At 59.5% G+C, this 22,498-nt stretch carries 22 protein-coding genes; 5 read left to right on the top strand and 17 right to left on the bottom strand.

Annotated features, from left to right (window positions below):
- Positions 1 to 147 precede the first annotated feature (147 nt).
- A complete protein-coding gene (locus HMPREF2651_RS06530) occupies positions 148 to 840 on the top strand; it encodes a DUF1707 SHOCT-like domain-containing protein (RefSeq protein WP_049181102.1) in 693 nt (230 codons plus the stop codon).
- Positions 841 to 927: 87 nt separating this feature from the next.
- On the opposite strand, the gene HMPREF2651_RS06525 is transcribed toward HMPREF2651_RS06530, so the two are convergent.
- The 8 genes from HMPREF2651_RS06525 to HMPREF2651_RS06490 form a co-directional block, all read right to left on the bottom strand.
- Complete coding sequence (locus HMPREF2651_RS06525) at positions 928 to 2,331, bottom strand: FUSC family protein (protein ID WP_038629203.1); 1,404 nt, start codon at positions 2,329 to 2,331, stop codon at positions 928 to 930.
- 97 nt (positions 2,332 to 2,428) lie between these two features.
- Positions 2,429 to 2,839: a DUF3151 domain-containing protein gene (locus HMPREF2651_RS06520; protein WP_038626757.1), complete on the bottom strand. Its 411-nt coding sequence runs from the start codon at positions 2,837 to 2,839 to the stop codon at positions 2,429 to 2,431.
- Positions 2,840 to 2,972: 133 nt separating this feature from the next.
- Positions 2,973 to 4,190, bottom strand: a complete 1,218-nt coding sequence (locus tag HMPREF2651_RS06515; protein ID WP_005510131.1) for a glycoside hydrolase family 76 protein — start codon at positions 4,188 to 4,190, stop codon at positions 2,973 to 2,975.
- A gap of 70 nt (positions 4,191 to 4,260) precedes the next feature.
- Positions 4,261 to 4,932: a TrmH family RNA methyltransferase gene (locus HMPREF2651_RS06510; RefSeq protein ID WP_038626765.1), complete on the bottom strand. Its 672-nt coding sequence runs from the start codon at positions 4,930 to 4,932 to the stop codon at positions 4,261 to 4,263.
- Positions 4,919 to 5,764 carry a lysoplasmalogenase family protein gene (locus HMPREF2651_RS06505; protein ID WP_049181101.1) on the bottom strand — a complete coding sequence of 282 codons (846 nt, stop codon included), beginning with the start codon at positions 5,762 to 5,764 and terminating at the stop codon, positions 4,919 to 4,921. Before HMPREF2651_RS06505 ends, HMPREF2651_RS06510 begins: the two co-directional genes overlap by 14 nt.
- A 99-nt stretch (positions 5,765 to 5,863) precedes the next feature.
- Positions 5,864 to 6,424 carry an orotate phosphoribosyltransferase gene (pyrE, locus tag HMPREF2651_RS06500; RefSeq protein ID WP_038626769.1) on the bottom strand — a complete coding sequence of 187 codons (561 nt, stop codon included), beginning with the start codon at positions 6,422 to 6,424 and terminating at the stop codon, positions 5,864 to 5,866.
- Between the two features lie 51 nt (positions 6,425 to 6,475).
- Positions 6,476 to 8,515 carry a hypothetical protein gene (locus tag HMPREF2651_RS06495; protein WP_049181100.1) on the bottom strand — a complete coding sequence of 680 codons (2,040 nt, stop codon included), beginning with the start codon at positions 8,513 to 8,515 and terminating at the stop codon, positions 6,476 to 6,478.
- 206 nt (positions 8,516 to 8,721) lie between these two features.
- Positions 8,722 to 9,552, bottom strand: a complete 831-nt coding sequence (locus HMPREF2651_RS06490; RefSeq protein ID WP_049181099.1) for a sulfurtransferase — start codon at positions 9,550 to 9,552, stop codon at positions 8,722 to 8,724.
- Positions 9,553 to 9,683: 131 nt separating this feature from the next.
- Here HMPREF2651_RS06490 and HMPREF2651_RS06485 point away from each other — a divergent pair, with 131 nt between their 5' ends.
- Positions 9,684 to 9,977 (top strand): SDR family oxidoreductase, encoded by a 294-nt coding sequence (locus tag HMPREF2651_RS06485; protein ID WP_187402509.1) that lies wholly within the window; start codon positions 9,684 to 9,686, stop codon positions 9,975 to 9,977.
- 24 nt (positions 9,978 to 10,001) lie between these two features.
- On the opposite strand, the gene HMPREF2651_RS06480 is transcribed toward HMPREF2651_RS06485, so the two are convergent.
- From HMPREF2651_RS06480 to clpB, 4 genes are all read right to left on the bottom strand, one after another.
- Positions 10,002 to 11,540: an HNH endonuclease signature motif containing protein gene (locus HMPREF2651_RS06480; RefSeq protein WP_049181098.1), complete on the bottom strand. Its 1,539-nt coding sequence runs from the start codon at positions 11,538 to 11,540 to the stop codon at positions 10,002 to 10,004.
- 230 nt (positions 11,541 to 11,770) lie between these two features.
- Entirely contained in the window at positions 11,771 to 12,076 is a 306-nt protein-coding gene (locus tag HMPREF2651_RS11120; protein WP_371325851.1) for a GNAT family N-acetyltransferase, read from the bottom strand.
- Complete coding sequence (locus tag HMPREF2651_RS06475; protein WP_246817340.1) at positions 11,991 to 12,419, bottom strand: hypothetical protein; 429 nt, start codon at positions 12,417 to 12,419, stop codon at positions 11,991 to 11,993. Before HMPREF2651_RS06475 ends, HMPREF2651_RS11120 begins: the two co-directional genes overlap by 86 nt.
- Before the next feature lie 186 nt (positions 12,420 to 12,605).
- Positions 12,606 to 15,185, bottom strand: a complete 2,580-nt coding sequence (gene clpB, locus HMPREF2651_RS06470) for an ATP-dependent chaperone ClpB (RefSeq protein WP_049181753.1) — start codon at positions 15,183 to 15,185, stop codon at positions 12,606 to 12,608.
- Between the two features lie 359 nt (positions 15,186 to 15,544).
- Between clpB and HMPREF2651_RS06465 the strand changes: the two genes are divergently transcribed.
- Positions 15,545 to 16,432 carry a fructose bisphosphate aldolase gene (locus HMPREF2651_RS06465; RefSeq protein ID WP_038626781.1) on the top strand — a complete coding sequence of 296 codons (888 nt, stop codon included), beginning with the start codon at positions 15,545 to 15,547 and terminating at the stop codon, positions 16,430 to 16,432.
- Between the two features lie 113 nt (positions 16,433 to 16,545).
- Here the strand turns inward: HMPREF2651_RS06465 and HMPREF2651_RS06460 are convergent, their stop codons facing one another.
- Together HMPREF2651_RS06460 and HMPREF2651_RS06455 are read right to left on the bottom strand one after the other, a co-directional pair.
- A complete protein-coding gene (locus HMPREF2651_RS06460; RefSeq protein ID WP_038626783.1) occupies positions 16,546 to 17,163 on the bottom strand; it encodes a trimeric intracellular cation channel family protein in 618 nt (205 codons plus the stop codon).
- Between the two features lie 115 nt (positions 17,164 to 17,278).
- On the bottom strand, positions 17,279 to 18,127 hold the full coding sequence (locus HMPREF2651_RS06455; RefSeq protein WP_049181755.1) for a nitrilase-related carbon-nitrogen hydrolase: 849 nt from the start codon (positions 18,125 to 18,127) through the stop codon (positions 17,279 to 17,281).
- Positions 18,128 to 18,270: 143 nt separating this feature from the next.
- Here HMPREF2651_RS06455 and HMPREF2651_RS06450 point away from each other — a divergent pair, with 143 nt between their 5' ends.
- Both HMPREF2651_RS06450 and HMPREF2651_RS06445 read left to right on the top strand, forming a co-directional pair.
- On the top strand, positions 18,271 to 18,588 hold the full coding sequence (locus tag HMPREF2651_RS06450; protein WP_038626786.1) for a hypothetical protein: 318 nt from the start codon (positions 18,271 to 18,273) through the stop codon (positions 18,586 to 18,588).
- Complete coding sequence (locus tag HMPREF2651_RS06445; protein ID WP_049181756.1) at positions 18,576 to 20,138, top strand: alpha/beta hydrolase family protein; 1,563 nt, start codon at positions 18,576 to 18,578, stop codon at positions 20,136 to 20,138. The genes HMPREF2651_RS06450 and HMPREF2651_RS06445 overlap by 13 nt, the downstream gene beginning before the upstream one ends.
- Positions 20,139 to 20,232: 94 nt before the next feature.
- On the opposite strand, the gene HMPREF2651_RS06440 is transcribed toward HMPREF2651_RS06445, so the two are convergent.
- The 3 genes from HMPREF2651_RS06440 to grpE are packed head-to-tail and all read right to left on the bottom strand — an operon-like array spanning position 20,233 to position 22,498.
- On the bottom strand, positions 20,233 to 20,655 hold the full coding sequence (locus tag HMPREF2651_RS06440) for a heat shock protein transcriptional repressor HspR (protein WP_038626791.1): 423 nt from the start codon (positions 20,653 to 20,655) through the stop codon (positions 20,233 to 20,235).
- Positions 20,655 to 21,851: a molecular chaperone DnaJ gene (gene dnaJ / locus HMPREF2651_RS06435; RefSeq protein ID WP_038626794.1), complete on the bottom strand. Its 1,197-nt coding sequence runs from the start codon at positions 21,849 to 21,851 to the stop codon at positions 20,655 to 20,657. Before dnaJ ends, HMPREF2651_RS06440 begins: the two co-directional genes overlap by 1 nt.
- A 59-nt stretch (positions 21,852 to 21,910) precedes the next feature.
- Positions 21,911 to 22,498 carry a nucleotide exchange factor GrpE gene (gene grpE, locus HMPREF2651_RS06430; protein WP_038626795.1) on the bottom strand — a complete coding sequence of 196 codons (588 nt, stop codon included), beginning with the start codon at positions 22,496 to 22,498 and terminating at the stop codon, positions 21,911 to 21,913.

The raw sequence follows: 22,498 nt of genomic DNA, 5'->3' as shown, positions 1-22,498 counted from the left end.
TCCCCATTATCAGGGACACTCACAAGGTAACGGGCAATAGCCACGGTCTGTCTGCGAGAAAGTGGCCTGCATGAAAGTGGCCTGCGCGATAGTTCGAGTACAGATAACATTTGAATGTTCAAGCCACTGCCTCGATAGGACAGCATCATGACTGACAACACCCCACGGTTACGCGCTGGCGACCAAGCCCGCCACACTGCGCTGGAACGCTTGGAATGGGCATTCCGCGATGGCCAGATTGACTTTGCGGAACTGCAGGAGCGCACCGAGAAAGCCCAAAAGGCAACGTACATTGATGAGTTGCCCGCATTGACACAGGACTTGTCGCTGCCCGCGAACCTGGCCGAGCCGACTCCACATGCGCACCCAAACCCTAACCTGCGCCCGAACCTGCACAGCGTCCCGGACGAGCACCATTCAGTGGCACCGAATGCAGCCAACGATCATCAGCCAGCTCGGATTGATAGCTCCGCCGCGGCAACCGGTTCGAAGCTCTCCATCGGCATCTTCGGCGGCACCGACAAGAGAGGCCCTTGGACGTGCGCTCCCACGCACACCACGGTGGCGGCCTTCGGCGGGACTGGCTTGGATTTCCGCGAGGCCATCCTGACCGCGGAAACCACTGTCGTCAACATTGGCTGCGCCTTCGGTGGAGTCGACGTCATTGTCCCCGACCACTACCAGGTTGATGTCGACGTGCTCCCCATCTTTGGCGGCACGGATGTTACTGGAAAACCGGGACGCAACCTACCCGCTCCTGGCGCCGGACAGGCTCCGAAAATTATTGTGCGCGGCTTTGTCGCTTTCGGTGGCGTCGAGGTCAAGCGCGTACCGCAGTAGAGCAGGTTGCAGTAGCACGGGGCAGTAGAGCGTACCGCAGTAACCGACTGACGCCTAGCGAGCCGCTACTCGCCCACTCCTCACCGGCTACTCGTCCCATACCTCCGGCGGCATTGCTGGGAACGGCGTCGTCGGCGGCAGCGTTGCCACGGCTGAACGTCTGGACAGGCCACACACCTGCAACAGGTCCACCACCAATGAGCGGGACTGCGCAAACACGACCTGCTCCGATAGCGTTGCGTCCTCGATGACGCGCGGGTGCATTTTCGCTGCTAGACGACGCAAGTACCGAACCACATCTTCAAGCTTGACCTCTCCGGATCCCTCGGAAAGCTGGACGATAGCGATGTCGCCGGATTCGAAAGGCAACTCGCCCCACTCTGGGATTCGGCGCACGGCGGCTTCGTCGTCAAGCACATGACTGACCAGGCGCGTGCCTTCAGATACGCCGAGAACAAGCCCACACAGTTCGGGCGAGAAGTCGATGTGGTCCTCCCGGGCTGTGATAGCGCGACGCGCGAGCACACGGATGTTGCGCATGGCGTTGTCGACAGGATGAACCATGCGTGACAGCGAGTGGATTCGATCCCGGGAGCGCCAGAGCAACGGGGAGATGCGGACCTGCTCGCCCGCGTCGGCAACGGTGCGGTCCATCAGCGAGACCTGCGCCTGCATGGAGCGAACCACGCTCAGTGCGGTGCGGATGCGATCGGTGTCGCCCTCTTTCATGCCGATGCCGATGTCATAAAGTACGTCTGCACCCATGTCGAGGACCTTGGCCACCTTGCGGCGAGCACCCGCCAGCGGGCTTCGCGGCAATACCATGAGCACAATAATGCCCACCACACCACCGACGAGAGCATCGATCATTCGGTAATAAGAACCAGCGGTGCCCGGCGGAATAATGGTGGCGATGAGCACGGCTGAAGATGCCGCTTGGTTCACCACAAGCGGGCCTCGACCGACAAACACGCCGATGATCATGGCGACAAACACACCGACGGTCAGCTGCCAAATACCCGAGCCGAGGATGGAGATAATCACATCACCAATGCCGACTCCCAGCGAGGCACCGAGCACCAACTCAACAGAGTGCTTCAGGCGAGGACCTGCGGTCATCACATTGAGGCTGATGAAAGCGGCCATCGGCGCGAAGAACGGGTTGGGGTGCCCCAGTACCTCAAGCGCGAACCAGTAGGCCAACCCGGCGGCTAGCGTCGCCTGGACAATAAGCATCCAGCGGGAGCGCACACGGGCAACGGCATGGAGGAAACGCGTGCGGGGCCTCACTTTCTGACGCAGCTTGTTTGCTGCGCGGGAGGCCGGATGTAGGTACGTATTGCGAAAATCTTGGAAATCCGGGCGCGGATTATCCTCGACGAATTGCGTTTCCTTAGCTTCGACGAGATCGCCGACATGCGCGGGAGCAATGTCCTCAAGATCCCTGGCAGCTGCGGCATCCTTATCTTCCCCACCAGCGATGCCAGCCATGCCGAAGTCACCATCCTCATATGAAAAACTGTGCACTTTTTATGTACCCGATGTGCTGTTGTGCACTTTTATGCGCTCGCTGAATCTCTGTGCACGATTAAAGACCCAACTCTGGCAGCGCGGATTCATCACTGTCACGCAGCAACGCCATCATGCGACCGAATTCATCATCCTCGCCGATAGCCTTAGCAGCCTTAGCCAACGCCGCGAAGGCGCGGAGCACACCACGATTGGGCTCGTGCTCCCATGGAATCGCTCCGAACCCCTTCCAGCCGTTTCCGCGCAGCAGGTCCAGACCGCGGTGGTAACCAGTGCGGGCGAAGGCATAGGCCTGAATCTCCTGACCTTCGGACAAGGCACTTTCAGCCAAGTCTGCCCACGCCTGGGAATCGCGCGGGCATGCGCGAACCACGGCCTCCGGGCTTGCGCCACCGTTGCGGGCAGCAACGGCCTCGTCAAGAACGGGGAGCTTCACGGGAGCAGGAGCCATCATGTCATTGAGTTTCATGCGTCCTATTGTGCCAGGCATGACGTGCCGATGGCAGGATCTAGGCATGCGACTCTCTGTTGGTAAGGGGCGGGCACAGCGTGGTGGTACAAAGTCGGCAAGCGCCAGATGACGACGAACTAGCGTTCCCCGACTACTCCGGGCAGCTCGGCTTCGTCGAATCCAACGACTCACCATTTTCCAGCTTGGTCGCAACAAAATCGGCCACTCGGGCACATGCTTCCATCAGCATCCAACCCGACAGCTGGACAGAGAGGTCACGCTCCTTAATCGCCGAACCGCGAACCGCGCCACCGACTGATTGCGCAACCGAACCGCCCTGTGGGAACTGAGCATTGTCGTTCCAATCTGCGGGGAAAAGCGGCAGGCCATCGACCTCGAGGCGGTGGTACCAGCACTTTTCCCCCGACGCCAGAACCAGTCGGCGAGCAATGCGGGCTGCCGCGCGATTCATGCGATTGTCTCCAGGCAAACGCACCGCCGCATCGGCGAGGTATCGCACGAGGATGCCGTTGAACAGACCACCATCGCCGCCACCGGCACCGGCGATGACATTGTCGGTGGTCGCCAAATCCTTTGCCACCGCGTGGATGAGGTTTTGCACGCGCGTGAAATACTTCGTCGCCTGTTCCCGCTGGCCGTGCGCCCGAAGCGCAAGTCCCACTTCAAGGCAAGCGCCAATCATGACACCCTGGTTGTACGTAAACATGCCCTTCTGCACCACGGCACCTGCCATGGACAAGCGAATGCCGTCGTAGAGCAGACCTGAGTCCGCCAAAAGGTTGGCGTAAACCCAGTCGATAAGTTCCTCTGCCTCCTTGATACGACCAGCCCGGGCCAGAGCGATGGCTGCAGGACCGTTCGAGGGGACGTTGAAAAAGAGGTCCTGCTCACGCCACGGCAGCACACCCGTGGACTCCTGCCGACCATCGCCCAAGCATGAAATCAGCCGCGCTGTCGTCTTCTTGGGCACCGATGCGCCGAGGACAGCGTCGGCACGCCCGAGCGCCAACGCCATCCACGCGCGATCGTCATAGTACTTGTTCTTGGTCAGCAGCGTGAGGTTGCGAATGCGGATACCCCGAGTGGTCTGGCGGATAGCGCGGTACTTCTCCTTAGAGGGCACGCGCTTGGCTGCGTCTACCAGACAGTCGAGATACTGCGCCTGCCACCAGTAATGCCAGTTGATGAAGACCTTATGTCGCAGCGGCGCGGGCCAGGAAGCCATTGCCAGATTCGTGCCCGGAAGACCCCACAGCTTCGCCGCATGACGGTTGCGAATCGCCTGCTCAGCCACGTCCGCGCGATAGGCCCACGTTTCGGCCTCCGGACGCGACATTTTTAGAACCACTGGCTCTCCTTAAAACGGCTGTGAAACAGCTCTAAAACAGCCTTTCGAAATAAAACACCTAAGCAGACAATTACCAGGCCGCGGTGATGTCTGCATGAGTACGAATCCAAGAGTGCATGGCAATACCCGCCGCTACCCCCGCATTTATCGAACGCGTCGATCCAAATTGGGCAATCGACACCGTCAGGTCCGCCGCCTGCTGTGCTTCTTCAGTCACTCCCGGCCCCTCCTGGCCGAAGAGCAAAAGACAACGCTCGGGCAACTCAACGGTTTCGATGGGTACGGAGCCCGGCACGTTGTCCACGGCCACCACAGCCAGGTCATGCTCGCGCGCCCAGCTAATGACCTCCGACACCGTCTCGTGGTGCAGCAAGTGCTGGTAGCGGTCAGTCACCATCGCGCCGCGACGATTCCAACGCTTGCGCCCCACGATGTGCACGGCCTCCACCAGGAAGGCATTTGCGGTGCGTACCACGGTGCCGATGTTGGAGTCATTCTCAAAATTCTCGATGGCGATGTGCAACGGATGACGACGCTTATCCAGCTCCGCGACGATAGCCTCCATCGTCCAGTAGCGGTAAGCATCGACGACATTGCGTCGGTCGCCCTCATCCAAAAGCTGCTCATCGTATTCTGGGCCGGTCGGCCGAGGTTCGTTCGGGTGCTCCTGCTCCCACGGCCCCACCCCGACACGAGCCTCAAACCACTCCGTCGGCCCCTTCCCGGGCTCAGGCGCGGTCAAGAGTCAACAGCCCCTCGACCAGGAACAACTGCGCCATGGTGTAGGTGTCCATCACTGCAGCATTCAGAAGCTTGCCGACGACGCCCTCCTCCGCAAACATCTTTCGAGCCATCAGTAGCGTGTCGGAGATAAGGAACAGGTTGCCACCGTGACCTAGGCCGTAGGTGGCATCGGCAATCGGCAGGCCGGTCTGCTCATCAGTTCCGACAGCACCGGCCCCCTCCAGCAGTACCGGGTCATCGGCCAGTGCAGAAGTCACGGCCAGCAGCGGACCGTATCCAACTGCAGCGGGCAGCGCCTCTGGCTTTACAGCACCGACCAGCGGTACCGAACCAGCCCACAGTGGGAAGCGAATGGCAGCACGCAGCGCGCTAATGCGAGCTCCGGCACGCCACAGCAGCACGTGGTAGGCAACCTGGTTAACTGCGAACGGCACAGAACCGCGGTTCAGGTTCGGCTTGTTCGGCATGAGAATCAAGTCGCCCAACCAACCGCCGGCGAGGCCGATGAGCAGGGTGGTCGTCGTGAAGCGAGACGTCTCGTGGCGACGGCGCCAAACATTGGCCGCTAACAGTGGCATGAGGACAGTCTTGGAAACTCGACGTGGAGTCTCCCAGCCGAAGGCGCTGGAGACAACGTTGACCGCACTGGCGGCAATGTAGCCGGCGCGTTCCGGGGCACGGCGGGTGTCGGAGCTCGCGCTGGCGATACCGGTGAGTGCGCCGAGGCCCTCGCCCGTGCGACGCACAAACATGTCAGCGACGGTTTCCTTGGTGCCGGGGAGTTTGGTCGTAGTGAGCTTGGACAAGAGTCCTGCACGCTTGGTAGTCATGGGGATGTTCCTCTTTCGTGGGACTGCGTTGGGGCGGGTGAGCTGGGTGAGGCTCAGTGAGTTGAGTGAGGCTCGGTAAAAGCTCTAGCGCTCAGATTCTTAGGCCAGGCCCAAGTCATCCAAACCGAGCAGGTAACGGTACTCCAGGCCTTCACCCTTGATGACCTCGTCGGCGCCCGTCGCGCGGTCAACCACAGTGGCTACACCGACAACCTCGGCGCCGGCCTCGCGTAGGGCAGCTACGGCGGTCAGCGGCGAGTTGCCCGTCGTGGTGGTGTCCTCAACAACCAGGACCTTCTTGCCCACAATGTCCGGCCCCTCAATGCGGCGCTGCATGCCGTGCTTCTTGGCTTCCTTGCGTACTACGAAGGCATCAATCGGACGTCCTTCGGCGTGCATGACAGAGGTGGCCACCGGATCCGCGCCAAGCGTCAGACCACCGACGTGCGCGTAGTCCCAGTCGGCAGTGAGCTCCCGTAGCAGGGAACCAATCAGGCGCGAGGCCTCATGATGTAGGGTGGCGCGGCGCAGGTCAACGTAGTAGTCAGCCTCACGTCCAGACGACAGCGTGACCTTGCCATGGACAACCGCCAGCTCCTTGACCAGCTCGGCCAAACGCTGCAGCTTCTCCTGATTGACATTGCTCGTGTGGGTGCTCATCTGAGGTTGTCTCCTAAATAAACGACTGTGTGCTCAAGGATATGTCTGGTTCTACTCGTCCGCGGAATCAGGGGTTGCGCCTTTGTCCTCGGATACAGATTCGGTGGGGCTGTCGCTGCTGTCGAGGTCTGGGGCGGCGTCGGTAAAAATACTGGCGGGCTTCACATTTGATCGCACTACACGTCCCCGGCTCGAGCGCATTCGGCTATGTTCGGGATCCTCACCAAGCGCAGGAATCTGCTGGCCAGAATCCCCAATGTCCTCCGACTCACCAACGTTTGCACCCATCTTTCGTGCCGTTGACCGCGAAGGCAGCGCCGTCGAATCAAGCGGTATATCCCGCGTAGGGCGCCACGACGAGCCGTCAATCGCCTGCACCACCGTGGGTTGTGCATTGCTTTGCGACGACCACTGCGAATCATCCGTGGTTGCATCCACGGTGGCAGCAGACGAGGACGAAGGAGAATCTGCGTAAACAATTTCCTCAACGTCCAGCGGCTCTTCGCCCTTGCTATTCTGCGCGCTGTGACTCTGGGCATGCCCGTTCTGTGAGCTGAGATCCTGCGATTCGTGGTTAGCAGAACCGTTGCGACGCTGGTCTGGTACCGCGTGCAAGTGCCCACGCCCGGTTCCATCCGAAATCAAGGAACCAGAGTCAACGGACTGCTCGGTGAGCTGCAAACGAGTGGGATCCCACTGATTTGTGTCCGGAGCGACAGTTTCGCCTTCCGCCGGTGGCAACCTGCGCGCAATGTCGGAGAAGTCCGACAGCGATGCCAGTGCACCGTCCCAGTCCTCTGGCACTGAATTATCAATCAGCTGAGCCAAGGACCAGGAGTTTTCGGACCACATGCGGGTAATGGCCGGGTGCACGTCGGCAAGTATGCGGGTTGCACGGTCGTCGAAGATGCGATGAATGAGCTCTGGGTCGGTAGCTGCGACTACCAGGCCGGCTTCGGTGGCTACGTGAGGCAGCGTCGTGCCGCCGCTGCGGCGCAGCTCGAAAACCTCATCGCTGGATACAGAGCGGCGGATGGCGATGGTGGTGATGCCACCGACATCGGCGAGGTGCATTTCCCGGCCAAAGGCGAAACCGGAGACCACGGCCTTGGCATCGCCGTCTGGCGTGCGCTGCCAGTACGACGGCAGCTCATGGTCCACACGGTTGTAGACAGAATTACGTTCCTGCGCCCAGGCCTTCCGCAAGTGACGCACCCGGCGACCGCTGATACGTCGACGGACAGGAACCACTGACTTCTGCTGGGCGCGCTGCGGTTGCGCGGGCTGGGTGGGCTCTTTGGGCTGGGCGGGTTGGGTGACCTGAGTGGCCTGGGCGTGCGCCGCAAAATCGGATGATTGCGGCACTTCGCCGGTCTCGGTATTTTCGACCGACGCAGCCTGGAATTCTGTACCGTCAACAGTTCCAGTGCGAGCGTCAGCAGCGGTGGTGCTGTTGGCCTCTGTGGCACTGGTGTCGCCCACTAAACCTGTCTCGGGCTCATCCACGGTATCAGTATCTTCGGCAGTCACTGACTCGGCTGACTCCGCGCCAGACCCTGTGCCAAACTCCGCGCCGGACTCCGCGTCACTTCGGAGAGTCCCGTCCGTTCCCGCATTCAGGTCAGCTGCTGTTCCCGATGTTTCGGAAGCCCCCGAGTTTTCTGTTGCTTCGGACATTTCGGCAGGGGCCGCCGGTTCGATTCCCGAGACAGATTCAGGCTCCGCCGGCATCATTTGCCCAGCTGAAGTACCCAGTTCTGTCGTCGAAAACTCAGTTTCAGGGTCAACTTCAGCGGCACCATCAGTCTCAGCGACAACCTCAGAGTCAGCATCAGCTGCGACATTCGGTCTCACCACAGAAGCTGTCTCAGAGCTGCCCTGCTCTGAAGAATCCGGCTGTTCGGGCACAACATCTTCTGCCGCCACACCGGTTACTTCGCCGGCGGAGTCCGAGGGCTCGTCGTAAAGCGATGGCGACGAAGGAGACGCCACAGCAGTCTCACTTGTGCTGCGACGGCGGCGGTCGACAACGAACAGCGCGACTGCGGCGATGATGAGGATCGCTGCGAGGGTGAATACTAGGGGAATCATTAATCTCCTAGCTTAAGCCAGAAGCCGTTCTATTTGGTCAGCGACAATATGCCGTCCCCCGTCTGGCGCAATGCCAATGCCCGAGGCGAGAGCGTACAGGACTCTCTAGAACCGTAAGGGCGAGGGGAAATATCCACATGGACGACACATCAGGGGTTCCCTGGGGGCGGTCGCCCTGCCCCGGACGCATGCGAGTCCGGCGCCGCTTAGAAACGGACGATAGGCAGGCTCGGATCGCCAGCCCACTGGGACCAGCCTCCGACATACAGCGAGGCGTCAGTAATGCCCGCTTCTTCCATGGCCTGAATGAACAGTGAGGAATGAAGACCGGAACCGGAGTAGACCGCTACATTACGACCGGCTTCGATACCGACGGAGGCAAAGCGCTCACGGAGCTGCTCAACAGGCAGGAAGGAGCCGTCGGCATTTTGCAGACTGCGAGCCGCCAGGTTCACGGCACCCGGGATGTGACCTGCCTGCAGATCGACGCGCTCACTGCGGCCTTCAAAGCGGCTGGGCTCACGCGCATCCACCAAAATTCCACGTTCAGACCAGGTGCGTACGTCGTCGAGGCTGGCAACAGGCATATTGCCCTCGCTCACCGCAATCGTTCCAGGCTGCGGCAGATTGCCGGGACCGAAGGCAGTCTCGTTTCCATCTGCTTCCCAAGCAGCTAACCCGCCGGTGAGGACACGCACATTCTCCAGACCCGCCCAGCGCAGAATCCACCAAGCACGTGACGCGAACAGCCCATCGCCCGCGTCGTAGACGATCACCAGATGCTCCGAGCGGACTCCCCAACGACGGACGGCATCGCGCACACGCTCGATATCCGGCAGCGGGTTGCGACCAGCTTCTCGGCTGGGAACACCCGCTAGATCCAACTCGGGATCACAAAACACGGCCAGAGGGATGTGAGCCGTAGCGTAGGAGTCATATGGTTTTTTAGCGCGCGACCAGCGTGCGTCAACGACGACGATGCGACCGCCACCGGCAATCTTGTCACGAAGCTCTTGTACCGAGATGGATGTTGTCATAATCCTGGATTCTAAATCGATTGACTTGGTAGCGCGATATGTACGTTATTAAAACTAGGAGCTCGGGAAGATGTCTGAAGATGCTGCCCACCTGGCCGTTTTCATCTCAAACGCAGGCCATGGAATCGGCCGTGCCACCGCAGAAAAACTGCTTTCCTGCGGCTAAACCGTCGGAGTTGTTGACGTCTCTGCTCGAAAATGTCAGCACTGACGGCACCAAGCGCATGGGTATTCGCATCACACCAGCTGATGTCGCCAACGCAATCGTCGACTGCATCAACCAGAAACAGGGCACGATTACTAAGGCTGACTTCCCCGTCAGCCTGCCGACAAAACTGCTGCACTATGCCGCCAGCGTCGGTGCCCCTTTCCTCAACCGCTTCATTAATGCAAAGCTGACTACGAAACGGAAGATCAGCCTCTAAGCCAGGACCCCGCTCCCTACCCGACTACCCACCGGGATCCTGTCCCGTCTCGCCATTGCCATCCGCTGTGTCCCCCGCCCGTTTCTCTCGCGCTTTACGACGCAACCAGCGCCCCGGACTATCGAACGTATCGGGGTCCTCATTGGATTCCGCTTTTCGGTTTCCTTCCTTGCCTTTCGGGGCCACCCAGACCACACGATTAGTAGAGGCCGGCTCGCACTCCCCACTACCCTCGTCCCCTTCGTCAGTTCCTAGAATCTCCGGCACCTCATCCGGCCGAAGCGTCCACCAAGCATTTTCATCACATCGAGCATCATCGATCTTTCGATGCGTACCCGGATCAACCAACGTGAGATTATCCAGATCAGTGCCACCACCGGAAGACCACGACTTCACATGGTGAACATCACACATAGCTCCCGGAGTGCCCATGCCCGGCGCGGAGGAGCCTCCTTCCTCTCCAAGAAGGGCCAGATACTGTGGCAAAGTCCCCAGCCTGCGGGACCGACCAAAGTACAAGGTCTGTCCCTCATTCCCCAAGACTTGGAGGAACGAATTTCTATCAACCATCTGTTGCACGGCCTGACTAATGGAAATTCGCACTCCCGCATCAGAGACCGCTTTGCCCGATCCAGGAAGTACAAAATCTTTCCCATCAGGCAAGGAGACTCCAGCTAGCGCTGCCACATCTGCGATATGCGCGACGGTGACCACCGATGTCGTCCCCCGCGCCGGCTGAAGGTCACCGCCTGGTTGAAAACCCCCATTCACCGCCGCTTCCACGGCATCATGAAAACGCTGCTCCGGATTCCTCTGGTCATCGGCACCTTCTTCGAGTAACCCGCCAGGGCTCGCATGATCCGCCTGCAGCCTTTTGAGCACCGCTGCAAACGAAGGCGTAACCACACCGCTCAACCGGCTCATGCCGTCCGGCCCCTGAGCACCGATTTTTAGGCTTCGTTTCCGAGCGCGGTCCTCATCCGTATACGGGTCATCAACCCCCAACATCGCTCGCAGGCGGTTCGGCAATTTATTGAGATCATCAACACGGATTTTGTCCACTAAATCTGCAATGTGCTTGTCCAGCAGCCTAGACAGCTGTGCATGCTCCGTTGCCGGCAGCTCACGAACGGCTTTGTCAATCTTCGAAACAGCATCCGCACCGACAACACCTTCCTCAACTTTCTGACGAAGGTTCGGCATTCGCACATCCTCATTCGCCGGAGCAAACGGATCAACATTCCTACTCAGGCGCCCTACGACGTTGATACGCTGCCTCGCTTCTGCTCGCGAGATTCGCATCTCCTGCGCTAGCCACGCAATCTTTCGATGCTCCGCGCTGGGCATCCGCCCCTTCATGGTCTCCACATAAGTCGCATCAATTACTGCGAGTCGTTTTCGCGCTTTCTCAATCGACTTATATGCATCGTGCGCATGATCCGGCGCAAGTACTTCGAAGTTCTCTACGATGACTGTCGACAGAGCTTCAAACTGCGCAACCGCATCTAAAACCTGAGATGTCGAAAGCGGTCCACTGCCATTTGGCACCGATGGTGTAGACATTTCCCCCACCCCCTTTTTAAAACGCTAGCAATCCGAATCCCCAAATGGACTAACTAATTTCCCTCCCCCACATTATCGCACACCCATTCGGCACCCCACAACCCCTCAGCCAACTTTTTCGAATCTTTTTCCGAAACACTGCCGCGCTTCCAGAGCTTGAATACCCCACCATCCGCCCTAAAAACCCGACCAACCCGCCCCCCCAAAAAAAAAGAACTGCACCCGAAAGCCTAAAACCGCACCACCATCACATCGTGGTCCGGGAAGCTCGAGCGCCCCACTAGCTCAAACCCCGCCTTCACATAAGCTTTCGCCGCCCGCGGGTTGGCATCATGGACAGCCAGACTAACCCCCGGGTACCCCAGCTCACGCGCATACTCAAGAAGCCCCGCAATCATCGGCTGCGACAGCCTGCGTCCGACCACACCCGGACGCAGCGCAATCGCTACTTCAGGAATCCCATTTTCCACAAAACCGTACCCCGGATCGTCCTTCGTAAACGTACGCAGCCAGGCCGCCCCCCACCGGCACTTCATAGCCCTCGCATTCTTCGCTTGACGACGAATCCCCGCGCTCCAACCATTCCGCCTTAATGGCGGCCGCGCTGTAGGCGACCTCGCGAGAAACTCTCGGCTCAAATGGGTCAGTGCGGGTCATGTCGCTACTGAGCGACTCGAGGTCAGCGTCGTCAAGCGAAGTGGCGAAAAGGATAACCCCGCCCTGACTCGCATCCCATTGGTCGACGTATTGGCGCCTCGTGACTACATAATCTTCCGGCAGTGGCTGACTTTCATCTCCGAACGTTTCCGTTAGTTCGTCCATCCAGGCAATGAAGGGGCGGTCGGAGTCTGTCGCTGGTCGCCACTGAAAGTTAGTCATATTTGCGCACTATACCGGCGCACCCCAGGCCGACCGGAATGCAACAAGCCCACGCGATCGGCCGCAAGGGACATAAGCCCGGACAACAAAAGCACAAAAAAGGGGCAGTTCAGGAGAAAAATCTCCCAAACCGCCCCAACAAACGGACAGCCTGCTGAACAGGTATCGCCCTGAGGATTGGGCGCCCTAGACCCGGGCTACGCCGTCCTCGCCATAGCCGACAACCTTCAGCGACTCCCCATCGTCAGCAACCGTAACCTCTACTCGGTCACCATCGCGAACATCGCCCGCGAGCAGTCGACGTGCCAGCTCATCGCCGATTGCCTTCTGCACCAGGCGACGCAGCGGACGGGCACCATAGGCCGGGTCGTAGCCGCGCTCCGACAGCCAATCCAGTGCCCCATCGGAGACATCCAGCACCAGACGACGTGCAGCCAGACGCTCCGCCAGGTTGCGAACCTGAATGTCCACAATGCCGCGCAGCTGCTCGGAGGTCAGCGGATCGAAGATCACTACATCGTCGAGACGGTTGATGAACTCCGGCTTGAAGGCCATCTTGACCGCATCCATGATCTGTTCATGCGTACCACCAGCACCGAGGTTGGAGGTGAGAATCAGAATCGTGTTTCGGAAGTCCACGGTTCGACCCTGACCATCAGTCAGGCGCCCCTCATCGAGCACCTGCAGGAGCACATCGAACACGTCCGGGTGAGCCTTCTCAACCTCGTCGAAAAGCACGACGGTGTACGGACGGCGACGAACAGCCTCGGTGAGCTGACCGCCAGCGTCGTAGCCGACGTATCCGGGAGGGGCACCAATCAGACGAGCGACAGAGTGCTTCTCGCCGTACTCGGACATATCGATGCGAACCATCGCACGCTCATCGTCGAAGAGGAACTCCGCCAGCGCCTTGGCCAGCTCCGTCTTACCAACGCCAGTTGGACCGAGGAACAGGAAGGAACCAGTCGGACGGTTCGGATCGGCAACACCCGCACGCGAACGGCGGACAGCATCGGAGACAGCCTCCACAGCGGCATTCTGACCAACGACGCGACGGCCGAGGTTGCGCTCCATTTCCAGTAGCTTCTCGGTTTCGCCCTGCATCATCTTGCCAGCCGGGATACCCGTCCAGGCGGAGACAACCTCAGCGACTTCCTGAGGCGTGACCTCCTCCTTGAGCATGGAGTTTTCCTCTGCGTCAGCGACCGATTCCTCGGCGGTCTCCAGCTTCTTCTCCAACTCAGGAATGCGCCCGTAACGCAGCTCTGCGACGCGCCCGTAGTCACCTTCGCGCTCAGCCTTTTCGGACTCAGTGCGCAGGGCATCGAGCTCTTCGCGAACGGAGCGAACATCATCAATCGAGGACTTCTCGTTCTGCCAGCGAGTCTTCAGAGCGTTGAGCTTCTCACGCTCATCTGCAAGTTCCTCACGGAGCTTGTCCAGACGCTCCTTCGACGCGATGTCAGTTTCCTTCTCCAGGGCCATTTCCTCGATTTCGAGGCGGCGCACAATACGTTCCGCGGAGTCGATTTCCTCCGGCGAGGAGTCAATCTCCATACGCAAACGCGATGCGGCCTCATCCACCAGGTCGATAGCCTTATCCGGCAGGAAGCGGGATGTGATGTAGCGATCCGACAGCGTTGCTGCCGCGACTAGCGCGGAGTCCTGGATACGAACACCGTGGTGGACCTCGTAGCGTTCCTTCAGGCCACGCAGAATGCCAATGGCGTCCTCAACGCTCGGCTCACCGACAAAGACCTGCTGGAAACGACGCTCCAGCGCAGCATCCTTCTCGATGTACTTGCGGTACTCATCCAGAGTCGTCGCACCGACCAGGCGCAACTCACCACGAGCCAGCATCGGCTTAATCATATTGCCCGCATCCATCGAGCCATCACCTGTGGCACCAGCGCCAACGATGGTGTGAATCTCGTCGATGAAGGTAATAATCTGACCGTCGGATTCCTTAATCTCGTCCAGAACCGCCTTCAGGCGCTCCTCGAACTCACCGCGGTACTTCGCACCGGCGACCATGGAACCTAGATCCAGGCTCATCAGCGTCTTGCCCTTCAGGGATTCCGGCACGTCACCTGCAACAATGCGGCGTGCGAGCCCTTCTACAATGGCCGTCTTACCAACGCCCGGCTCACCAATGAGCACAGGGTTGTTCTTGGTGCGACGACTTAGGACCTGAACCACGCGACGAATCTCCGCATCGCGGCCAATAACTGGGTCAATCTTGCCCTCACGTGCCCGCGCGGTTAAGTCCGTCGCATACTTTTCCAGAGCCTGGTACTGCTCTTCTGGATTTTCCGTTGTAACCTTCCTCGATCCACGCACGCTAGTCAGCGCGCCCTTTAATGCCTCGGCAGTAGCGCCCGCCGACTGCAGCACAGTTGCCGCCTCCGACTGGCCAGTTGCTACACCGATAAGCAGAATTTCCGTGGAGACATACTCGTCTCCAAGCTCACCCGCCAGCTCCTCCGCAGCGTTCAGCGCATTAACAGCATCCCTATTAAACTGCGGGTTCGCCATATTCGCCCCGCTTGCCGACGGGTACCCAGCGACCAGCTCCTTAGCGCGGGTCAAAACCCCGGAAGGATTAACACCCGCTGCCTCAAGCAGCGGAGCCGCAATACCCTCCTTTTGCTCCAGCAGCGCTACCAGAATGTGCCCAGGCCGGATATCCGGATTACCTGCGCTGGTAGCGGCCTTCATAGCTTCCTGGAGAACTTCTCCAGTCTTAGTTGTTGGTGTAAAACTCATAACTTGCGCCCCTTTGACTCAACTTTGTCATTCACTACCCATAACGTATTCAGCCTTGAGCCTGTTCCACTCAACTTCAAATTTTACAATTTCATCCTGTGATTCACGCCACACCCACAGCGAAAAGGATTGCGCTCGGCAGCGTCGTTAAGCGCAGTAGCGCACCGGAAAGCACTAGAAAACATTGGAGAGCTCCAGAAACCACGTGCGGACACACTCCGACACACCGCCCAACGCCCTCACCAGCGCACTCCAGCCTGATTCGACTTCCCCCATGTGAGTGATGGGCGGGCAGCGCACTCATACTGTTTTGGTTACCCTGGTAGGTGACATTCCTTCATTCTCACGAAAGGACTCGAATGAACATCGAGCAGGCACGTCAGATGACTGAGGGCAAGGGCTTCATCGCCGCTCTCGACCAGTCCGGTGGATCTACCCCGAAGGCTCTGCGCCTGTACGGCATCAACGAGGATCAGTACTCGAACGAAGATGAAATGTTCGACCTGGTTCACGAGATGCGTACCCGCATCATCACTTCCCCGTCCTTCAACTCTGAGCAGATTATTGGCGCGATTCTCTTCGAGCAGACCATGGATCGCGACATTGAGGGAATCCCGACCGCTCAGTACCTGTGGGAAAAGAAGGGCATCGTCCCGTTCCTGAAGACCGACAAGGGCCTGGCAGACAAGGAAAACGGCGTTCAGCTTATGAAGCCGTGCCCGGGCCTGGATGAGCTGCTGGAGCGCGCTGTCGCTAAGGGCATCTTCGGCACCAAGATGCGTTCCTTCATTGCTGAGGCAAACGAAGAGGGCATCAAGGCCAACATTGCTCAGCAGTTCGAGTTCGGCAAGCAGGTTCTGTCCCACGGTCTGGTTCCGATTCTGGAGCCGGAGGTCGACATCAACGCTGCTGACAAGGCAGAGGCTGAGGACATTGTCCTGCGCGAGTTGCTCGCCGGCCTGGATGACCTGGCTGATGACCAGAAGGTCATGATCAAGGTTTCCATCCCCACCAAGGATGACCTTTACAAGCCGCTGATTGAGCACCCTAAGGTCATGCGCGTCGTTGCCCTGTCCGGTGGCTACGAGCGCGAGGACGCCAACGAGCGCCTGTCCCGCAACCACGGCATGATTGCTTCCTTCTCCCGTGCACTGTCTGAGGGCCTGTCCGCTCAGCAGTCCGATGAAGAGTTCAACGCAACCATGGCTGAGTCCGTCAAGGGCATCTACGAGGCTTCGATTTCCTAATCGTCTGCTTTGCATCTGCGCTTCGCTGTGCATCTGTGCCTGTGGGCGCCTCTAGGTAGCCGCTAGCGCGATTAAAAAACTCCCGCACCAGGTTTTCTTGGTGCGGGAGTTTTTTAATCGCGCCCCTGGTAGTCAAATACCGGCAGCGACCAGCCACGCCACAGCGCCGCTAGTCGAATGAACAGCGCCGACAGTACAGCGCAGATAATGTTGATGCTCTCGTGCAGGCCAACCATGTCGAGCACGTAGTAAAGCGTCGCCGCGACGACTGCGATGGAGGCATAGAGCTCCTTTTGGAACACCAGCGGGACGCGGTCACACATCAGGTCGCGGAGCACACCTCCAAACGCACCGGTAAGAACGGCGCCGACAATAGCGATGATGACACCGTGCCCCATCTCCATGGCCACGCGGGCACCAATGATGGAAAACGCCGACAAACCGATCGCGTCAGCGACCAAGAACACGACTCGGAAGTGCTTCATCAGGAAGTCAGCCAACAGCACCGTGATCAGTGCTGCACCGACGATAACCAGCAAATATTGTGGGCTTGCAACCCACACCAACGGATAGTGGCCGAGAATGACATCTCGCAGGGTACCACCGCCGATAGCAGTCATGCACGCAATTGTTGAAACCCCAAAGAGATCCATGCGCATTCGACCGGCCGCTAGTGCGCCGGTGACGCCTTCGGCCGTAATTCCAATGACCCAGAGGATGTGGAGCAGCATGATTAGAAATATAAAGGACTTCGCCCGAATCGGTAGAACTATAGGCTAATATCCCGCAATCTTCGCTCCCCACTCCTGCTTTCAGCTCGGCTCGCCCCTCTTCATTGCTTCCCAGCTAGCCCTGATCGCGAATTTCCAGCACCGGAATCGAGCGGCGAATCCGTTCCACCTCCGCTATATCAACATCGGCGACAAGCAACTGCGGGCTGTAGCCCGCCGAAGCAATAACCCCACCGTCCGCATTGACCAGCATAGAGTGCCCCGCGCCGGTCGGCCCCTCATCCTTGCCTGCAGCCTTCGCTCCACCAGGCCGTGCCGCATCAACGGCCGCGATCACGCAAGTGCTGTCCAAGGCACGTGCCGAAACCAGGGTCTGCCACTGCGTCACCTTGCCCGGACCATCATTCCACGATGCAGGCAGCGCGATGACCTCCGCACCCAGGTTGGCCAGTTGAATGAATTGCTCCGGAAACCTGATGTCAAAGCATGTCGCAAGGCCGAGGGCGACCGACGATCCGTCGGCAAGCGGGACATCACACACCACGTGCGCGTTGCCCGGCGCGACGGTATCGGATTCGCGAAACCCGAAAGCGTCGAAGAGGTGGAGCTTGTCGTAGAACTCGACACCGGGGCCGTCCTCATCACGCCAAGCCAGGAGCAGCGAATTGAAGACGCGGTGCATCGTCTTACCGTCGCGCTCCACCTCATCTGCCGGGCGGAACATGCCGACCACCACGCTGATTCCAGCAACGTGAGCGGCCTGCGAGATCTCCGCTACGAACTTATCGCTGCTGGACTCCGCCACCACGTCAAGACGACCGGAATTGAACGCCTTCATCGTGGCCTCGGGGAAGACTACCAAATCGGCATTTTCCTGTACCGCCCGCGCGATGGTCTCCTTCACTGCGTCTAGATTTTCTTCAACCGATGCTGACAATTCTAACTGAGCCAGTGCAATACGCATGCCTAAATGCTACCGACTACCCCGGATTGACTGTCCTGAAGTTATCCACAGGACGTCGCCGTGCGTTGCTATCGCTCAGAGTTATCCACAGTTCGCTGAAGATGCTCTTCCGCTGCCTTTCGCCACCCAGCAGAATCAAAAACATGGCCGAACACATCACAGTCAATCCAGCTCAACTATCCGCCTTAAGCCGCTCTTACCAGCAGATTTCCACTCGTATTGATGGTCTTTCCACCATCGTCGCAGCTGCCCCGGGAAGTGCCGACCTCACCTCTGCCTTGCCCGGCTCACGGATTGTCCCCGCTGCCTCCACTACTTGTGGGAAGTGGTCGGAATCATTGCTTGCCGCGTGCACAAACATCGACGTTATTGCGCAGGCTGCCGATGCCCTCGCGGTCAGCGCTCTCGCGCACGAGCATGACCAGTCCGCCGCCTTGGAAAAGCCGTCATGGTCACGGTAGGCGAAGCGCTGCTGTGGCGTGTGGATTCGCTGGAGATCCTCGCCCGGGCGCTGCGTTCCGGGGCGCGCGCCCTCACCGATTCCGCCGACAGTTCCCAGGGCGCACTCAACGCGCTTTCAGAGGATGACTTCGCCGGCGACAACCGCAGCGCCGCCGAGGCTTCTGTCACCCGCAGCTCCACGCGTCTGCGCCGGAGCAGCGTAGCGCTCGAACGTCTCGCCGCCTGCTGCAGCGATACCGCCGCCATGCTTAACGACGTCATCCGCGAACTTACCGACGCGGTAAACCAGGCAACCAACCTGGGGTTTCAGGTGAATCTGGTTTCTGGTGCGGTGACTCCGCCGGAGGGCATGCTGTCTACGATTGCGCGCAGCCTCGTTCATCCCAAAATTCCTTCCGGGCCTTTCACCATGGCCGAATGGCGTGCAACCTCGCAGCTTCGGATTCAGTCGGCCTTGGCTGAACTCAACCGACTCGATGAGAAGGCGGCGGGCGCAATCTCAGCTCTTTCACCACTGGCGGCAAGCGGAGCTAGTGGCTCGGGTAGATTGCAGCGATCGCAGGCTGGTAGTGGTACTGGCATCACTAGCGACAAAGGGATTGACGGTGGTTGGGACTTGGAAGTTGGGAGCGGATTGGCTGGGGCGTATTCGAGTAGCCCGCTATCAGAGATAGATGCCGCCTTGTCCGCTCGCGCCAGGGCTTTGGGGCTGCCTCCTGGACAACTATTGGAGTCCTCGCCTGGACATTCTGCGATTGCGTTCGGTGACGTTGAGCGAGCATCGACTGTGATCACTCTCGTCCCCGGTACCAGCTCTAGCGCGGAGGACGCTGGCAGGCAGTTCGAGCGTGTAGCCGCGACCTTCCACGCCGCCGGTGAAGATCCGGAGGATGTGGCGGTGGTGTTGTTTTCCTATGACGCGCCACCCAACCTCCGTGAGGCCATACGCACCGAGTATCACAATTTTGCTGCAGAGCGGCTGCAGCACTTGCAAGCCGGTTTGATTGAGTGTTCCGGTGGTGTCGATAGCGGTGACACTGTAATTGCCGGTGGCACTACCGCCCATGCCCAGTCTCCTACTCAGCGGCACGTTGTCGCCGGCTATAGCTATGGGGCGACGGTGGTCTCGCAGGCCTCTCTTGGTAGTGGCCTCTACGCGGATAGGGTGCTGCTCATAGCTCCGCCAGGTGTTGGCCCTGGACTGGAGCGTGCAAACGACATGAAACTGCTCAAGCCGGACGGTACAGCCCGACCCGAATATGAAAATAGCCACCGTGTGGCGGTGGCGACGTCCCCGATGGACCCCATTCGTATTCCTGCCGAACTGGGGATTCATGGGAAAAACCCGGCGGATAAAGACTTCGGCGCATACACACTCAACCTGAGTGAGCGTGGCCTGTCCATGCGAGACTTGGCCGAATTCATGGTCACTCCCGTGCAGGATATTCCTCAAAAGTATCGGCACGTTCAGGACAACCCACACATCGAACACTACTTTGACGATGAAGTTTTCACCCGCGAGACCAACCGGTGGCTAACTGATAGCTGACCGGCGTCTCAGATCAACAGTTGCTTATCCGCGGCCCAAATTAACAAGCCAAGAGAAAACGGACTAAGCAGCCGACGCTGCTTAGTCCGTTCAATCACCCGTGTGGGTTATCCTCCCCAACACGATCACCTCTGCGCCCGCGCCGCGTGCGCGGCTCCCACATCACCACGGCCGTAGAGCGTGGGACGTGAACCAGTTCGCCACGCGAGCGGCGAGCCTGTGCCTTTGCCTGGTAGAGCTGCTCTCTCAGTTCTGCATTTTCCTGCTCAAGCGAATCCACCCTCTCAGTCAGGTCGATGATGGCCTTAATACCGGCCAGGTTGACGCCGTCTTCCTGACTCAGACGCTGAATCTCACGCAGCAGCGCCACATCGCGTTTAGTGTAGCGCCGACCTCCGCCGGAGGTGCGCTGCGGAGTTACTAACCCGAGTCGGTCATAATTACGCAGCGTTTGCGCATGCATGCCGGCGAGATTCGCAGCTACGGAAATAACATAGACCTCAGTGTTGTCGGACATTACTTCGCACCTGCCCAACCCTCACGAGGATTGAACCCGCTAGCACGCTCCGCTTCGACGTAGGAGCGCAATGTCGAAGTGGCATTGTCATCCAAATTGGTCGGTACCTTCACGCGCACGGTCACTAGCAGATCACCCGGAGTGCCATTGCGCTTTGGGATACCCCGACCGCGCACACGCAGTGTTCGGCCATCGGCTGTGCCAGCCGGCACACGCACGCGAATCTTGTCACCCAACGTCGGCACAGTAATGGTGCCGCCGAGTGCGAGTTCGCCGAAGCTCACCGGCACCGTGACCTCAAGGTCATTGCCGCTGCGGGTGAAGACTTCATCCGGGCGAACATGAACGGTGACAAAGAGGTCACCGGCCGGACGCCCTCGCAGTCCCGCTTCACCTTGGCCAGCAAGACGAACCTTCTGGCCGTCCACCACCCCTGCGGGGACGCGAACGGTGATGGTACGACGGCGGGTGGTCACACCGGTGCCGTTACACTGCGAGCAGGGATTCTCAATGCGAGTGCCCTGGCCACCACAGTCCGCACACGGACTGGAGAAGCCGAAGGCCCCCTTTTGCTCCTTGACATACCCCGAACCGTGACAGGTCGTGCACGTCACCGGCGAGGTTCCCGGCGCTGCACCCGAACCATTGCAGTTCGTGCATGGCGACGGGTTGGTGAGCTGCAGCGGGATGGTGACACCTTGGGCGGCCTCGCGGAAATCGAGCGTAATCTCTGTCTCCACATCCGCACCACGGCGGGCCTTCTGCCGCCCGGCAGCACCAGCGCCACCATTGCGGTTTACGAAGCCGCCCAGGAAATCACCTAGGCCACCTGCACCACCAGCATTGCCACCGAATCCGGCACCTCCGCCGAAGAGATCCGACACGTCGAAGTCGAATCCACGTCCACCGGCAGCACCGGCTCCGCCGGCACCTGCGGCACCGGGGAATCGGAAACCACCTGCGAGCGCTGCACGCAGCTCATCGTATTCGCGGCGCTTGTCCTCGTCACCGACCACCGAGTATGCCTCGGAGATTCGCTTGAACTTATCTTCAGCAGCCTTGTTGCCCGGGTTCTTATCCGGGTGGTTCTCCCGAGCTAACTTGCGGTAGGCCTTTTTAATCTCGTCGAGTGACGCAGACTTAGAGACGCCCAAGTCAGCGTAATAGTCCTTATCTGCCCATTCCCGTTGAGTCATGGTGCATCTCCTCCTTTCAAAAAACTAATTCAAAGAAATCTGCGTCACTTGTGTCTCCGCTACTGCGGATCGCCGATGATTACCATCGCCGTACGGATGACACGGTCATTAATGCGGTAGCCCTTGCGCAGCACATTGGCTAGAACCTTGTCATCCCCTTCGGAGAGATCCTGGACAGCCTCATGGATGTCCGGGTCGAATTCCTCTCCTGCAGCACCAAACTCCTCAACACCCTGTGCGGTCAGCACGCCGCGGAACTTATCCGCGAAAGCCTTCAGCGGGGTGCCGTCTGCCAAGTCGCCGTGCTCTTCAGCCCGGTCGAGGTCATCAGCCAAAACCAGCAGTTCTCCAGCCAGCTTTGCCTTTGCCTGTACGCGCTCGGCCTCACGGTCTCGGTCAACTCGACGACGGTAGTTTGCGAACTCCGCCGACAGGCGCTGCAGGTCCTCCGTACGCTCATCCAACTCACGCTGGATGGCTGCAACTGGGTCTGCAGCTTCCTCCGCGGCGGTGTCGCCGGCGGCATTTTCGGTCGCCGGCTCCACGTCGTCGTCAAGCTTGGCCTGCTCGAAGACCTCGTTGACCTGATCGGCCAGGTTGGCCGGCTCCTCCGGGGTGGGCTGGTTTCCCTGATCCTGGTCAGTCAT

It is taken from the genome of Corynebacterium sp. HMSC063A05 (genome assembly GCF_001809695.1).
GTDB classification, from domain to species: Bacteria; Actinomycetota; Actinomycetes; order Mycobacteriales; family Mycobacteriaceae; genus Corynebacterium; species Corynebacterium amycolatum.
The sequence above is the reverse complement of the archived record's forward strand: the minus strand, read 5'-3'. Positions and strand labels throughout refer to the sequence as shown.